This window comes from Enterobacter cloacae complex sp. 370H10, from assembly GCF_050031535.1.
Classification (GTDB): domain Bacteria; phylum Pseudomonadota; class Gammaproteobacteria; order Enterobacterales; family Enterobacteriaceae; genus Enterobacter; species Enterobacter intestinihominis.
This window is the reverse complement of record NZ_JBLGWG010000001.1, coordinates 2,588,827-2,604,424: the sequence shown is the minus strand read 5'-3', so window position 1 is coordinate 2,604,424 and position 15,598 is coordinate 2,588,827. Positions and strand designations below refer to the sequence as shown.

At 54.7% G+C, this 15,598-nt stretch carries 14 protein-coding genes; 11 read left to right on the top strand and 3 right to left on the bottom strand.

What is annotated here, in order from left to right; all coding sequences use genetic code 11:
* The first annotated feature begins 11 nt into the window (after positions 1-11).
* From ACQG2Q_RS12820 to ACQG2Q_RS12790, 7 genes are all read left to right on the top strand, one after another.
* Positions 12-1,064, top strand: coding sequence for a zinc-dependent alcohol dehydrogenase (locus tag ACQG2Q_RS12820; protein ID WP_015570403.1), 1,053 nt, complete (start codon positions 12-14; stop codon positions 1,062-1,064).
* 17 nt (positions 1,065-1,081) lie between these two features.
* Entirely contained in the window at positions 1,082-1,870 is a 789-nt protein-coding gene (locus ACQG2Q_RS12815; protein ID WP_023300245.1) for a sugar phosphate isomerase/epimerase family protein, read from the top strand.
* An 11-nt stretch (positions 1,871-1,881) separates the two neighbouring features.
* Positions 1,882-2,940: a Gfo/Idh/MocA family protein gene (locus ACQG2Q_RS12810; RefSeq protein WP_088581801.1), complete on the top strand. Its 1,059-nt coding sequence runs from the start codon at positions 1,882-1,884 to the stop codon at positions 2,938-2,940.
* Entirely contained in the window at positions 2,934-5,213 is a 2,280-nt protein-coding gene (locus tag ACQG2Q_RS12805; protein ID WP_063849104.1) for a glycoside hydrolase family 65 protein, read from the top strand. Before ACQG2Q_RS12810 ends, ACQG2Q_RS12805 begins: the two co-directional genes overlap by 7 nt.
* Positions 5,203-5,868, top strand: coding sequence for a beta-phosphoglucomutase (gene pgmB / locus ACQG2Q_RS12800; protein ID WP_063849103.1), 666 nt, complete (start codon positions 5,203-5,205; stop codon positions 5,866-5,868). The genes ACQG2Q_RS12805 and pgmB overlap by 11 nt, the downstream gene beginning before the upstream one ends.
* A gap of 13 nt (positions 5,869-5,881) precedes the next feature.
* Complete coding sequence (locus ACQG2Q_RS12795; protein WP_022648294.1) at positions 5,882-6,964, top strand: ABC transporter ATP-binding protein; 1,083 nt, start codon at positions 5,882-5,884, stop codon at positions 6,962-6,964.
* A gap of 66 nt (positions 6,965-7,030) precedes the next feature.
* Positions 7,031-7,945: an OmpG family monomeric porin gene (locus ACQG2Q_RS12790; RefSeq protein WP_023300241.1), complete on the top strand. Its 915-nt coding sequence runs from the start codon at positions 7,031-7,033 to the stop codon at positions 7,943-7,945.
* Between the two features lie 33 nt (positions 7,946-7,978).
* Here ACQG2Q_RS12790 and ACQG2Q_RS12785 read toward each other — a convergent pair whose 3' ends face one another.
* A complete protein-coding gene (locus ACQG2Q_RS12785; protein ID WP_022648292.1) occupies positions 7,979-8,989 on the bottom strand; it encodes a LacI family DNA-binding transcriptional regulator in 1,011 nt (336 codons plus the stop codon).
* A gap of 155 nt (positions 8,990-9,144) precedes the next feature.
* Here ACQG2Q_RS12785 and ACQG2Q_RS12780 point away from each other — a divergent pair, with 155 nt between their 5' ends.
* The 3 genes from ACQG2Q_RS12780 to tyrR all read left to right on the top strand — a co-directional run bounded on the left by ACQG2Q_RS12780 (position 9,145) and on the right by tyrR (position 13,244).
* Positions 9,145-10,542, top strand: coding sequence for a YcjX family protein (locus ACQG2Q_RS12780; protein WP_022648291.1), 1,398 nt, complete (start codon positions 9,145-9,147; stop codon positions 10,540-10,542).
* Positions 10,539-11,591, top strand: coding sequence for a YcjF family protein (locus ACQG2Q_RS12775; RefSeq protein WP_023306373.1), 1,053 nt, complete (start codon positions 10,539-10,541; stop codon positions 11,589-11,591). Before ACQG2Q_RS12780 ends, ACQG2Q_RS12775 begins: the two co-directional genes overlap by 4 nt.
* Positions 11,592-11,702: 111 nt before the next feature.
* The gene (gene tyrR / locus ACQG2Q_RS12770) at positions 11,703-13,244 is read left to right on the top strand and encodes a transcriptional regulator TyrR (protein ID WP_022648289.1); all 1,542 of its coding nucleotides are present in this window, start codon (positions 11,703-11,705) and stop codon (positions 13,242-13,244) included.
* A gap of 34 nt (positions 13,245-13,278) precedes the next feature.
* On the opposite strand, the gene tpx is transcribed toward tyrR, so the two are convergent.
* On the bottom strand, positions 13,279-13,785 hold the full coding sequence (gene tpx / locus ACQG2Q_RS12765) for a thiol peroxidase (RefSeq protein WP_003856889.1): 507 nt from the start codon (positions 13,783-13,785) through the stop codon (positions 13,279-13,281).
* 106 nt (positions 13,786-13,891) lie between these two features.
* Between tpx and ycjG the strand changes: the two genes are divergently transcribed.
* The gene (gene ycjG, locus ACQG2Q_RS12760) at positions 13,892-14,857 is read left to right on the top strand and encodes an L-Ala-D/L-Glu epimerase (RefSeq protein WP_045308907.1); all 966 of its coding nucleotides are present in this window, start codon (positions 13,892-13,894) and stop codon (positions 14,855-14,857) included.
* Here the strand turns inward: ycjG and mpaA are convergent.
* A complete protein-coding gene (gene mpaA / locus ACQG2Q_RS12755) occupies positions 14,848-15,561 on the bottom strand; it encodes a murein tripeptide amidase MpaA (protein WP_063849102.1) in 714 nt (237 codons plus the stop codon). The genes ycjG and mpaA overlap by 10 nt on opposite strands.
* Positions 15,562-15,598: the final 37 nt, after the last annotated feature.

The window sequence follows — 15,598 nt, the reverse complement described above, 5'->3', positions numbered from 1 at the left end:
AGGAGTGAGTCATGAAAAAATTAGTTGCGACAGCGCCTCGTGTAGCGGCGCTGGTGGAATACGAAGATCGTCCTGTTGCAGCACATGAAGTGAAGATTCGTGCCCGTTATGGCGCCCCGAAACATGGCACCGAAGTTGTGGATTTCCGCGCGGCAAGCCCGTTCATTGATGAAGAGTTTAACGCCGAGTGGCAGATGTTTACCCCACGTGAAGAGGGGGCAGCACGCGGCATCGAATTTGGTAAATTCCAGTTGGGAAACATGATCGTCGGCGACATCATCGAATGTGGTGCGGACGTAACGGAATACCAGATCGGCGACAGCGTTTGCTGCTACGGCCCATTGCAGGAAACGGTCATCGTCAACGCGGTGAACAACTATAAGCTGCGCAAAATGCCGCAGGGCGCATCCTGGAAAAACGCTGTTTGTTACGATCCGGCTCAGTTCGCCATGAGCGGCGTGCGTGATGCTAACGTCCGCGTAGGGGATTTCGTTGTAGTTGTCGGGCTGGGCGCTATTGGCCAGATTGCGATTCAGCTGGCGAAAAAAGCTGGCGCGTCAGTGGTTATTGGTGTCGATCCTATTGAACATCGCTGTGAGATCGCCCGCCGTCACGGTGCAGACCACTGCCTGAACCCAATCGGTACCGATGTCGGTCTTGAAATTAAGAAACTGACCGGCAAGCAGGGCGCGGATGTGATCATCGAAACCAGCGGCTTTGCAGATGCGCTGCAATCTGCGCTGCGCGGACTCGCCTACGGCGGCACGATCTCTTACGTGGCTTTCGCCAAACCTTTTGCGGCAGGCTTCAACCTGGGCCGCGAAGCACACTTCAACAACGCGAAGATTGTCTTCTCCCGCGCATGCAGTGAACCCAACCCGGATTATCCACGCTGGAGTCGCAAGCGTATTGAAGAGACCTGTTGGGAATTGCTGATGAACGGTTATCTCAATTGTGAAGATCTGATCGACCCGGTCGTCACCTTCACCACCAGCCCGGAAAGCTACATGAAGTATGTCGATCAGCACCCGGAACTCAGTATCAAAATGGGCGTTACTTTTTAAGCTAAGGACAGCAAATCATGAAAATCGCAACACAAAACCAGGCCTTTTTCCCGACCACTATCATGGAAAAATTCAAATACATCAAAGCGATGGGATTTGATGGCTACGAAATAGATGGCCGGCTGCTGGTTGAACATCTCGACGAAGTGAAAGCCGCTATCAAAGCCACCGGTCTGCCGGTTACGACGGCGTGTGGCGGATACGATGGCTGGATCGGGGATTTTATCGAAGAACGCCGCCTGAACGGTCTCCAGCAGATTGAACGCATTCTGGAAGCGCTGGCAGAAGTGGGCGGCAAAGGGATTATCGTCCCGGCTGCCTGGGGGATGTTTACCTTCCGTCTGCCGCCAATGACTTCGCCACGTAGCCTGGATGGCGATCGCAAAGCGGTCAGCGCTTCCCTGCGCTGGCTGGATGAGGTAGCAGCGCGCACCGGTACTACCGTCTACCTGGAGCCGCTGAACCGCTATCAGGATCATATGATCAACACCCTGGCCGACGCGCGTCGTTATATCGAAGAGAACGGCCTGAAGCACGTGCAGATCATCGGTGATTTCTACCACATGAACATTGAAGAAGACTCACTGACGGAAGCGCTGCATCACAACCGCGACCTGCTGGGTCATGTGCACATTGCTGATAACCACCGCTATCAGCCGGGCAGCGGCAGCCTCGATTTCGCCAGCCTGTTCGGTCAGCTGCGTGCTGATAACTATCAGGGTTATGTGGTGTACGAGTGCCGGGTTCGTGCCGACGATCCGGCTCAAGCCTATCAGGACTCACTCAATTACCTGCGTGAATGCTAAGGATGACGAGCGTGATGAGTGCTTCTACACCTTTGCCTCTGCGCGTCGCCATCATTGGCGCCGGGCAGGTTGCAGACAAAGTGCATGCCTCGTATTACGCCACGCGCAGTGATGTTCAAATGGTGGCTGTCATGGACAGCCGCCTTGAGCAGGCACAGGCGTTCGCGGAACGTTATGCCATTCCATCGGCATGGCAGGACGCTCACGAGATGTTGCAGAAAGTAAAACCGGATGTGGTGAGCGTCTGTTCGCCTAACCGGTTCCATTTTGAACATGTGATGGCGGCTCTCGAAGCGGGTTGCCATGTGATGTGTGAAAAGCCGCCGGCAATGACGCCGGAACAGGCCGACCAGATGCGCATCGCGGCGCGCAAGGCAGGAAAAGTCCTTGCGTATGATTTTCATCATCGCTTTGCCCTGGACACCCAGCTCCTGCGCGATGCGGTAATGAACGGCACACTCGGTGAAATTTACTTCACTTCCGCGCAGGCGCTGCGTCGCTGCGGTGTGCCGGGGTGGGGCGTTTTCACCAATAAATCGCTCCAGGGTGGCGGGCCGCTTATCGATATCGGCATTCATATGCTGGATGCTGCGATGTACGTGTTGGGCTTCCCGGCTGTGAAGCGGGTAACCGCACACAGCTTCCAGAGACTGGGGAACCGGAAACACACCGGTCAGTTTGGCGAATGGGATCCTACGCAGTTTACCGTGGAAGATGCCCTGTTTGGCACGATTGAATTCTGCAACGGCGGCGTTCTGCGTCTGGACACCTCCTTTGCGCTTAACATCCGCGAGCAGTCCATCATGAACGTCTCTTTCTGCGGTGATAAGGCAGGCGCAACGCTGTTCCCGGCGCATATCTATAACGACGAAGCCGGTGTTTTAGAAACCCTTATCCATCGTGAAGAGGCGGACGATCAGCGCCATCTGCGCAGTATGGATGCCTTCGTGCGTCATGTGCTGGGAGAGCACGTTATGATCGCTGACGCAGAACAGGGTCTGGTTATACAACAGCTTGTTGCCGCGCTTTATGAATCAGCAGAAACAGGGGAAAGCGTGACATTATGCTGAACGTGTCTGTATTAAACGATCCGGGCTTTTGTCCTCACAGCCTGAACAAATATGCCTCTGTCATGACATGCGGGAATGGCTACATGGGCATTCGCGCTACGCATGAAGAAGATTACACCCAGCAGACCAGAGGCATGTATCTCGCGGGGCTTTATCATTGCGCGGGTCGCAACGAGACTACTGAGCTGGTCAATCTGCCGGATATCACCGGTATTGATGTTGAGCTTGATGGCGTCAATTTCACGCTCCTGTCAGGCGAAATTCTTGAATGGCAGCGCGAGCTGGCCTTTGCTAACGGCGAACTGCATCGCAACGTTGTCTGGCGTGCACCCGACGGGAAACGTTATCGGCTGGAGAGCCGTCGTTTTGTTTCGCTGGACCAGTTGCCCTTAGTGGCAATGCAGTTCTCGATCACACCGCTTGATGGCGACGCTCAGGCCGTGCTGAAAACCGGCATAGATGCGACACAAACGAACAGCGGCAGACAGCATCTGGATGAAATCTCGGTCAGGATCTTTGACCAGCACTACATGCAGGGCGTGTATGAAACGCAGGACCGTGCATCTGAGGTTGTGGTTTCGGCGTATTGCCAGCTCTCGACGGAAAGCGACAGCTGTTTCACCGCCAAAAACCGCCGTCTCAGCGTGCATCATTCGCTGACGATTGTTCGGGGTGACACTGTCACGCTTGAGAAGATCGTCTGGGTGGCTCATCGTAGCGAGAAAGCGCTGTCGCAGGAGTCATTCGCGCGCAACGCGCTGGCCGATCTTAAAGTCTGTGCGGCAAGAGGTTATGAGGCGTTGCTTGAAAGCTCAGCGTATGCCTGGAAAGATGTCTGGCGCGACGCACGTGTGGAAGTGACTTCCACAGAGCAACAGGATCAGCAGGCGCTGGATTACGCCGTCTGGCATCTGACGACAATGACGCCTGCTCATGATGAGCGAAGCAGTATTGCGGCGAAAGGGCTGACGGGTGAGGGGTACAAGGGGCACGTCTTCTGGGATACCGAAATTTTCCTGCTGCCGTTCCATCTGTTTACCCGCCCGCAGATTGCCCGCAGCCTGCTACGCTATCGTTGGCTTAATCTGGCAGGCGCACGGGAAAAAGCGCGCCGTAACGGTTGGCCGGGTGCATTGTTCCCGTGGGAAAGTGCGGCCAGCGGACAGGAAGAGACGCCAGAATTCGCGGCCATTAACATCCGCACCGGGGTTCGCCAGAAGGTGGCTTCCGCACTCGCTGAACATCACATCGTGGCTGATATCGCCTGGGCCGTGGTCGCTTACTGGCAGGCAACACACGACGATGCCTTTATGCGGAATGAGGGGCTGACGCTACTGATGGAAACCGCTTCGTTCTGGATGGGACGCGCGACGGAAATCAATGGTCGTCTTGAGATCCATGACGTGATCGGACCGGATGAATACACCGAGCATGTCAACAACAACGCCTACACCAACTATCTGGCCTGGCACAACGTTGCCTGCGCGCGTCAGTTTATGGCGATGTTTGGCCGTGAAGATGCGCGTTTTACGGAGAATGCCGGGAAGTTCCTGGCGCGCCTGTGGCTGCCAGAGGCCGACGCAGACGGTGTGATCCCGCAGGATGATACCTTCATGGCAAAACCTGCCATCGATCTGAGCCGCTATAAAGCCAAAGCGGGTAAGCAAACCATTCTGCTTGATTACTCTCGCGCGGAAGTGAACGAGATGCAGATCCTGAAGCAGGCCGATGTGGTGATGCTTAACTACCTGCTGCCGGAACGGTTTACGCCGCAGCAATGTGCCGCCAATCTGGCGTTCTACGAGCCACGCACGATCCATGATTCATCCCTGAGTAAAGCCATTCACGGCATTGTGCTCGCACGCTGCGGTGACACCGAGGGGGCGTATGCCTTCTGGCGTGAGGGTATCGCCATCGACCTGGGGGACGACCCACACAGCAGTGATGACGGTATTCATGCCGCCGCCACCGGTGCGATCTGGTTGGGCGCTATTCAGGGGGTTGCTGGCCTGCACATTAGCGAAGGGGAGCTGCATCTTGCACCGAAACTGCCTGTTCACTGGCAGAAACTCGCCTTCCCGCTGCGGTGGCGGGACGCAACAATGCACATTACCTGTGAAAATGACCAGTTAACCATTGAGACTACCACACCTGTCACGTTGACGCTGTGGGGTAAAACGCTGCACGTATCAGGGCGAAAAGTCTGCGCGCATAAGGACTTTCTTGCACCTGTTAATGGGACCGCTACCACGGAGGGGCGCCATGACGCTTAACGCTGTTGTATTCGATCTGGACGGGGTGATCACCGATACCGCGCATCTTCACTTTCTGGCCTGGCGCGCCGTGGCGGAGGAGATTGGTATTACCTTCGATGAAGTATTTAACGAACAGCTGAAGGGAATAAGCCGTATGGACTCCCTCCAGCGCATTCTGAAACATGGCGGGAAAGAGGGGATGTTTAGTGACGAGCAGCGCCTGGCGCTGGCAACGAAAAAAAACGCGCTTTACGTCCAGTCGCTGGCATCACTGACGCAGGATTCGCTGCTCCCGCGTATTCGCGACGTGCTGGCGGATATTCGCGCCGCGAAGGTCAAAATTGGGCTGGCATCCGTATCGCTTAATGCCCCTGGGATTTTGCACGCGTTGGGTATTTATCAGGCTTTCGATTTTTGCGCCGATGCTTCGCGCATTTGCCGCTCAAAGCCGGACCCGGAGATCTTCCTTGCAGCCTGTAAAGGACTGAACGTGCGTCCTGAAGAGGCCATTGGTATCGAAGATGCCGCCGCAGGGGTAGATGCGATCAACGCCGCAGGAATGCTGTCGGTCGGGATTGGGCCTGGCCTGAACCATGCGGGATTACAACTTCATTCAACGCAGGAACTGACCTGGGAACGCCTGACGGCGTTCTGGGCATCCCGGGCGTATTGATAAGGAATTAATAATGGCTCAACTGTCTCTGAAACACATTCAGAAAATCTATGATAACCAGGTCCACGTGGTTAAGGATTTCAATCTCGAGATTGAAGATAAAGAATTTATCGTCTTCGTCGGTCCATCGGGCTGTGGGAAATCCACGACGTTGCGAATGATCGCCGGCCTTGAGGAGATCAGCGCAGGTGAACTGATTATTGACGGGGTTTGTATGAATGATGTTCCCGCCAAGTCCCGTGATATCGCAATGGTCTTCCAGAACTATGCGCTCTATCCGCATATGACGGTCTACGACAACATGGCGTTTGGTCTGAAGATGCAAAAAATAGCACCTTCCATCATCGAAGAACGTGTTAGCTGGGCGGCCCAGATCCTGGGTTTACGCGACTATCTCCAGCGTAAACCTGGCGCATTGTCAGGTGGTCAGCGTCAGCGCGTGGCGTTAGGCAGGGCGATAGTGCGTGAAGCAGGGGTCTTCCTGATGGATGAACCGCTGTCAAACCTCGATGCCAAGCTTCGTGTACAGATGCGCGCTGAAATCAGCAAGCTGCACCAGAAGCTCAACACCACCATGATTTACGTGACGCACGATCAGACGGAAGCCATGACGATGGCGACCCGTATTGTGATTTTAAAAGACGGCATCATTCAGCAGGTGGGCGCGCCGAAGCAGGTTTACAACGAGCCGGCGAATATGTTCGTTGCAGGCTTTATTGGTTCACCTGCGATGAACTTCATTCGTGGCGCGATCGACGACCGATACTTCGTGACGGAAACGCTGCGTCTGGAGATCCCGGAGGAGAAGCTGGCCGTACTGAATGCGCAAGGTTACCAGCGCAAAGCGGTCGTCTTTGGGATCCGTCCGGAAGACATTCTCACGCTACAGCGCAGCGGTGAAAACATCGCGGCGAAGATCAGCGTCGCTGAGCTGACTGGGGCAGAATTTATGCTTTATGCCAACGTGGGCGGGCATGAACTGGTTGTCCGTGCGGGAGCGGCGGATGATTACGTTGCAGGAGATAATATCGGCATCCAGTTCGATATGAGTAAGTGCCATTTCTTCGATGCTGATACTGAAGCAGCTATTAGATAAGAAAGGTATTCGCCGGAAATGAAAGTTTCCGGTTTTTTTGTATGTTAATTATAAAGGAATATTTTAATGAGTACTCTACTAAGAAGTGCTGCGCTCGTTCTGTGCGCAGGGGTAAGCTGCGCGCAAGCAACAGAGTCAACCAAACAGTGGGAATTTAATATTGGTGCCATGTATGAAATTGAAAACGTCGAAGGTCAGGGCGACGATAAAGATGGATTATATGAACCTTCCGTGTGGTTTAACGCCACGTATGATGCGTGGACAATTTCACTGGCGATGTATCAGGAAGGCCCGGTTGATTACAGCAGCATGACGCGCGGCACCTATTTCGATCGTCCTGAATTTGAATTACGGTATCGCTTCATTGGCACAGAGGATTTTACGCTGGGTCTTACGGGCGGATTCCGTAATTATGGATATCATTTTAAAGATGAGCACGGTGCGAAAGACGGTAGTGCTAATATGCAGCGCTATAAAATTCAGCCTGACTGGGATGTGAAATTAACAGATGACTGGCGTTTTGGCGGTTGGTTTGCCATGTACCAGTTTGCGAATGACCTGGGAAAAACCGGTTATTCTGACAGCCGTGTCGAAACGGAAACCGGATTTACCTGGACAATAAACGAAACCGTCTCTGCAAAAGTTAACTACTATTTAGAGCGTGGCTTCAATATGGACAGTTCACGTAATAACGGTGAATTCTCCACCCAGGAGATTCGTGCCTACCTGCCTGTTTCATTAGGCCAGACAACGCTTACACCTTACACCCGTCTGGGGCTCGATCGCTGGTCAAACTGGGACTGGCAGGACGATCCAACTCGTGAAGGGCATGACTTCAATCGACTGGGTCTGCTCTATGCTTATGACTTTGCGAATGGCCTTTCAATGACGCTCGAGTATGCCTACGAATGGGAAAATCATGACGAAGGCGAGAGCGACCGCTTCCACTATGCGGGTGTCGGCGTCAATTACGCGTTCTGATGACGTTATACCAGGGGCGTTTGCCCCTGGTTTTTAGCGTAACGAAGCTGCATCTGAAAAATGTGTTTCAACCAATACCTTATGCGGCGCAGGTTTATCCGCAATGCACCTGAACAACAAATCGCAGCTCTCTTCGCCCAGCTTTTTCGTGGGGATATCAAAGCCGCCTGGTGCAGGGGTTAAAATGAGAGATAGCATCGGGTCGCTGTATCCTGCCATTGCGACCTGTTCCGGGATCGCCAGATTTAGCGCATCCGCAGCACGATAAAGACTCAGCAATTTCATGCTGTCAGTCGCAAAAACCGCATCGGGCGGGTTGTCTGAGGAGAGTAGCTGGCAGGCCGCCTGAAGCGCGCTTTCATGGGTATAGCCGCCATCGATAACCCAGGTCGGGTTAATTTCGATGCCGTGTTTCTCAAGGCTGAATTTATAACCCGCCAGGCGATCGATAGAGACGTGATAATCGAGCGGGGCATGCAGGCAGGCAATTTTGGTGCGGCCATGCGTGATAAACGAGTCTGTTAATATGGCGCTGTCGCGGAAATTATCCGTGTCGACAGAATAGATATTCTGGTAATTTCCTTCCACTTTACCAATGACGACCACAGGCACACCGTATTCATCCAGCGTCGAGAAAAACGACTCGTTCGCCGGCGAGCTTAGCATGATGATGCCTTTGATCATCTTCTGCTTTATTTTACCCACGCATTTTTGCAGATCATCTTCACTGCTTTTGGACGTTTGTAAAATAACATCAAAACCTTCTTCTTCTGCTTTTGCCGTTATGGCATGCAGTACATCTGAGAAAAAGGGATTTCCTGCAGTGGTCTTGGTTGAGCGGGTCGAAATAACCATAATGGCGTCGAAGCCAGAAGAGGTGAGTGCGCGGGCAAGTTTATTAGGTTGGTAATTTAACTCATCTATCGCCTTCAACACCTTTTCACGCGCTTCAGGAGAAATATTCGTTTGTTTATTCAGAACGCGTGACACGGTTGATTTCGAAACGCCAGCAACGCGGGCAATATCATAGATGGTGGGTGACATACACCTTACTCACTCCAGACGGACAGCAATTGCGTCCATCTTACTGGAGAGAAAACGGCAATAGCAATAATTAAGAATTGATAATCAACGATCTGCCCCAATTTACTGTATTCTGAAGTGACTTTGTTCAGGGTTCCAGACAATGAAGGACGGCGATGAAGCGACTTAAAAACGAATTCAATTCTCTGGTGAACCGTGGCGTTGATCGCCATCTGCGTCTTGCCGTTACCGGGCTGAGCCGCAGCGGTAAGACGGCATTCATTACGGCGATGGTCAATCAGCTGTTGAACCTGCATGCTGGGGCGCGCCTGCCACTGCTTAGCGCGGTTCGCGAGGAGCGATTGTTAGGCGTAAAACGCGTACCGCAACGTGATTTTGGCATCCCCCGTTTCACCTATGATGAAGGTCTGGCACAGTTATACGGGGAGCCTCCCGCCTGGCCCACCCCGACGCGTGGCGTGAGCGAAATTCGCCTTGCGCTTCGTTTTCGCTCGAATGAATCCCTGATGCGTCACTTTAAAGAAACGTCCACGCTGTATCTCGAAATTGTGGATTATCCGGGAGAATGGCTGCTCGATTTACCGATGCTGGCGCAGGATTACCTGAGCTGGTCCCGACAGATGACCGGTCTGTTGCAGGGGCAGCGGGCAGAGTGGTCGACCAAATGGCGCCAGCTTTGCGAAGGGCTGGATCCGCTGGCGCCGGCGGATGAAAACCGTCTGGCCGTCATAGCCCAGGCCTGGACGGATTACCTGCATCAGTGCAAGCAGGAGGGGCTGCATTTTATTCAGCCGGGCCGTTTTGTTCTGCCGGGAGATCTAGCCGGTGCTCCCGCGCTACAGTTTTTCCCGTGGCCGGACGTTGACCGCATCGGCGAATCGAAGCTGGCGCAGGCAGACAAGACCACCAACGCCGGTATGCTCCGCGAGCGATACAATTATTACTGTGAGAAGGTGGTTAAGGGTTTTTATAAAAATCATTTTTTACGCTTTGACCGCCAGATCGTGCTGGTGGACTGCCTGCAACCCCTCAACAGCGGGCCGCAGGCGTTCAATGATATGCGGCTGGCGCTGACGCAGCTGATGCAAAGTTTTCATTATGGCCAGCGTACGCTGTTTCGCCGTTTATTCTCGCCGGTCATCGACAAGCTGCTGTTTGCCGCCACAAAAGCTGATCATGTGACGGTCGATCAGCACGCCAACATGGTATCCCTGCTGCAACAGCTGGTGCAGGATGCCTGGCAGAACGCGGCGTTCGAAGGGATTAGTATGGATTGTCTGGGTCTGGCGTCCGTACAGGCTACACAGAGTGGGTTGATTGACGTGAATGGCGAGAAAATTCCGGCCCTGCGGGGCAACCGACTCAGCGACGGTGAGCCGCTCACGGTCTATCCGGGCGAAGTTCCCCCGCGTTTGCCGGGCCAGGCTTTCTGGCAAAGCCAGGGTTTTCAGTTCGAAGACTTCCGTCCGCAGAGCATGAACGTTGACCAGCCATTGCCGCATATCCGTCTGGATGCCGCGCTGGAGTTTTTAATTGGAGATAAATTGCGATGACGGAACCGTTAAAACCCCGCATTGATTTTACCGGCCAGCTTGAGCAGTCCCCGCATGAGGCGTTTAAAACAGCGCAAACCTTCAGCGGTCCGCAGGCCGACAACTTTGCTCCCGTGCTGGCAGAGGAGCCGTTGGTTGAAGAGGGGCAGGCGGAAGCGGTCGTTGATGCGGCACTGCGCCCGAAACGCAGCCTGTGGCGTAAGATGGTGACCGCCGGGTTAGCCCTTTTTGGTGTGAGCGTAATTGGTCAGGGCGTGCAGTGGGGCGTCAATGCCTGGCAAACCCAGGACTGGGTAGCGCTGGGGGGATGCGCCGCCGGGGCGTTGATCGTTGGTGCGGGCGTCGGCTCGGTCGTGACCGAGTGGCGTCGCCTCTGGCGTCTGCGTCAGCGTGCGCACGAACGCGATGAAGCGCGGGATCTGCTGCACAGCCACGGCACCGGAAAAGGGCGTGCTTTTTGTGAAAAGCTTGCGGCTCAGGCCGGGATAGATCACTCTCACCCGGCGCTTCAGCGCTGGTATGCGGCGATCCACGAAACCCAGAATGACCAGGAAGTGGTCACGCTCTATGCGCACATTGTTCAGCCGGTACTGGATGCGCAGGCTCGTCGTGAGATCAGCCGCTCGGCGGCGGAATCCACCCTGATGATTGCCGTCAGTCCGCTGGCGATGGTGGACATGGCCTTTATCGCCTGGCGCAACCTGCGCCTGATCAACCGCATCGCCAGGCTGTATGGCATTGAGCTTGGCTATTACAGCCGACTGCGCCTGTTCAAACTGGTGTTGCTGAATATCGCCTTCGCCGGGGCAAGCGAACTGGTGCGGGAGGTCGGGATGGACTGGATGTCGCAGGATCTTGCGGCGCGTCTCTCTGCCCGGGCGGCGCAGGGGATTGGTGCCGGTCTGCTGACGGCACGCTTAGGAATCAAAGCGATGGAGGTTTGTCGTCCACTCCCCTGGATCGATGGCGATAAGCCGCGGCTGGGGGATTTCCGTCGCGAATTGATTGGTCAGCTTAAAGAGACGCTCAATAAAAAACCTGCTCAGTGAGGTTTCGTTTACTAATCGTGCGGGCTGTCAATATTTGTTGACAGCCACCTTCCCGAATACCGTGATCTGACATATCATTTTACTGTTATTGGCTTAAACGGTGAATTTCCCATGCGTCTGGAAGTCTTTTGTGAGGACCGTCTCGGTCTGACCCGCGAGTTACTCGATCTTCTTGTTTTACGTAGCATTGATTTACGTGGCATAGAGATCGACCCTGTCGGGCGAATTTACCTCAATTTTGCCGAAATTGAATTTAATACCTTCAGTAGCCTGATGGCCGAAATCCGCCGTATCGCTGGCGTTACGGATGTACGCACCATCCCCTGGATGCCATCCGAGCGGGAACACCTTGCGCTGAGCGCACTGCTGGAAGCAATGCCGGAGCCGTTTCTCTCTCTCGATCTGAAAAACAAAGTCGAGCGCGTTAACCAGGCCAGTTGCCAGCTGTTTGCGCAGACTCAGGAAAAGCTTATCGGTCATTACGCCACGCAATTGATCCCAGGTTTTAATTTCCAGCGCTGGCTGGACAGCAACCCGCAAAATACCCATAGCGAGCACGTCGTCATCAATGGACAGAATTTCCTGATGGAGATCACGCCGGTCTACCTGAAAGGGGAAAATGCCGCGCGGGTGCTCACCGGCGCGGTAATCATGCTGCGCTCCACGGTGCGCATGGGACGCCAGTTACAGAACCTTTCCAGCCAGGACGTCGGCGCATTCAGCCAGATTATTGCGGTGAGCCCGAAGATGCGTCACGTGCTCGACCAGGCGCGCAAGCTGGCAAATCTTACGGCACCGCTGCTGATTACCGGGGATACCGGTACGGGGAAAGATCTGCTGGCGCATGCTGTGCATATGGCCAGCCCGCGTGCGGCAAAACCGTATCTGGCGCTGAACTGCGCGTCTATTCCTGAAGATGCGGTGGAAAGTGAACTGTTCGGGCATGCGCCGGAAGGCAAAAAAGGCTTCTTTGAACAGGCGAATGGCGGCTCGGTGTTGCTGGACGAGATTGGTGAAATGTCGCCACGCATGCAGGCGAAACTGCTGCGTTTTCTCAATGACGGCACGTTCCGCCGCGTGGGGGAAGATCATGAAGTGCACGTGGATGTACGCGTCATCTGCGCCACCCAGAAAAACCTGGTGGAGCTGGTGCAGAAAGGGGTATTCCGCGAAGATCTCTACTATCGTCTCAACGTTCTGACGCTTAATATTCCGCCGCTGCGCGATTGCCCGCAGGACATCATGCCGTTGACGGAACTGTTCGTCGCCCGTTTTGCCGACGAGCAGGGCGTGCCGCGTCCGAAGCTCTCTGCCGACCTGGGTACCGTGCTGACGCGTTACGGCTGGCCGGGCAATATTCGTCAGCTAAAAAATGCGGTCTATCGCGCATTAACTCAGCTTGAAGGGTATGAACTGCGTCCTCAGGATATTCTCTTGCCGGATTACGATGCCGGGACGGTCTCGGTAGGCGAAGAGGCAATGGAAGGCTCGCTGGATGACATCACCAGCCGTTTCGAGCGTTCGGTGTTAACGCAGCTTTATCGCAGCTATCCGAGCACGCGCAAGCTGGCTAAACGTCTTGGGGTGTCACATACCGCGATTGCGAATAAGCTGCGCGAGTATGGGTTAAATCAGAAGAAGGGTGACGAATAAATAAAAAAGCCTCTTTGCAGAGGCTTTTTTACGTTTAGGCTTTAAGCGCCTCAAGTGCAGCGGTGTAATCCGGTTCGGTAGTGATTTCGTTAACCAGCTCACTGAAAACAACGTTGTCGTTTTCGTCGATCACCAGCACCGCACGAGCAGCCAGACCCTTCAGCGCGCCTTCGGAAATGGCAACACCGTATTTTTCCAGGAAATCCGGGCTGCGCAGAGTGGAAAGGGTGATGACGTTGCTCAGGCCTTCAGCGCCGCAGAAGCGGGACTGGGCAAACGGCAGGTCAGCAGAAATGCACAGCACTACGGTGTTGTCCATTTCGGTCGCCAGCTGGTTGAATTTACGCACTGATGCAGCACAAACGCCAGTATCGATGCTTGGGAAAATGTTCAGGACTTTACGTTTGCCAGCAAACTGGCTCAGCGTGACGTCAGACAGATCTTTAGCCACCAGAGTAAAAGGCTGTGCTTTGCTGCCAGACTGTGGGATGGAACCTGCAACAGCAACCGGGTTGCCCTGGAAATGAACGAGTTGTGACATAGATATCTTCCTGTTTACAAATAGTTAACGTCGTGGCTAGTGTATGTCATCCGCAGTTAGCACGGCAAACCAATTTTCTGCCTTTCCGGCCTGCAAGGAGTCAGTGATGAGAAGCGTTAAGGTCTATGAAGAAGCCTGGCCATTGCACACCCCGTTTGTGATCTCGCGTGGCAGCCGTAATGAGGCCTGTGTGGTCGTGGTTGAATGTGAAGAGGACGGCGTAAAAGGCGTCGGGGAATGTACCCCTTATCCTCGCTACGGAGAAAGCCTGGCGTCAGTCATGGCGCAAATTATGACGGTGGTGCCCGAGTTGCAGGCGGGCCTGACGCGTGAGGCTCTTCAGCAGAGGTTGCCGGCCGGCGCGGCACGTAACGCGATTGACTGCGCACTCTGGAGTCTGGAAGCGGCGAAACAACAAAAACCGCTACCTTCGCTGCTGGACGTTACGCTGCCGCAATCGATCGTCACCGCGCAAACGGTGGTCATTGGTGAACCAGAGCAAATGGCCGCCAGCGCTCAGGCGTTGTATGCCACCGGTGCAACCTTATTAAAGGTGAAGCTCGACGATCGTCTGATTAGCGAACGCATGGTCGCCATTCGTGCGGCGGTACCTGATGCCACCCTTATCGTCGATGCGAACGAATCATGGCACAGCGAAGGGCTGGCAGCCCGTTGTCAGCTGCTTGCCGATCTGGGCGTTGCCATGCTGGAGCAGCCTCTCCCGGCAGAAGACGATGCCGCGCTGGCGAATTTTATTCATCCGCTTCCCGTCTGTGCAGACGAAAGCTGTCATACCCGTGAGAGCCTGTCAGCCCTCAAGGGCCGCTACGAGATGGTGAACATCAAGCTGGATAAAACGGGTGGGTTAACCGAGGCCCTGGCACTGGCACAAGATGCCCAGGCGCAAGGCTTTTCCCTGATGCTGGGCTGTATGTTGTGTACGTCCAGAGCGATCGGTGCTGCACTCCCGCTGGTGAACAGCGTGCGTTTTGCCGATCTGGATGGCCCAACCTGGCTGGCGGTTGACGTTTCACCCGCCCTGAGTTTTACCTCCGGCGTACTTCATCTTTGAGGCTGCCAGCGCAGAAGATCTGTCATCGCTCTGAGGTATTTTTCACTCGCTTCATCCGAGGAAATAGGCGGAAACTCTGCGGTGATACAGTGAAGACTGAGGTCCGCGCACCAGCTGCCAAACGACCCGGGCGTTTCATACCCGACGCTGGTTACCAGAGGTAGAGCAAACGCATCCGCCAGCCACTGCCCGAGCGCCGTATGACGAGGATCTTCAATACAGGCGAGGGGATCGTGGAAAGAGACAACCCAGGCCGGGTGGATCTTATGAATAAGCTGACACAGCGCCTGGGTTTCGGGCTCGGAACCCGGTTTTTCTCCCGTAAGCAGGACCACATCTCGTTCCTGCGCCGAACTGTTCCAGCGATACACCGTTTCACCGGCACGCCAGTTTGCTGCCGGAAAGTTCCTGTTAAGGTCAACGCCTCGTGCATTCGCCCGTAATCCAAGCTGGCATCCGTCCGGGTTGACGGTCAAAATCACATGATGTCGTCGTAAATCGGGGGCCAGCGTACGTAGCGCGCACGAAAGCGTCACGATGGACGAGTTTTCATCGCCATGTGTGCCCGCAATGATTAAGCCGCTAGTGCGATCGGGCTCGGAAGCCGGAAACCAGATCAGTGGGGCGCCTAAAAATGAGCGGCCATAATGTTCAGTCCCGGGCGGGAAGGCGCCGCGTTCCGTTCTTGGTCGGGTGGTTGCCATAATAAACCCTGATGATGAAGTCGCTTCTGGCAGTGTT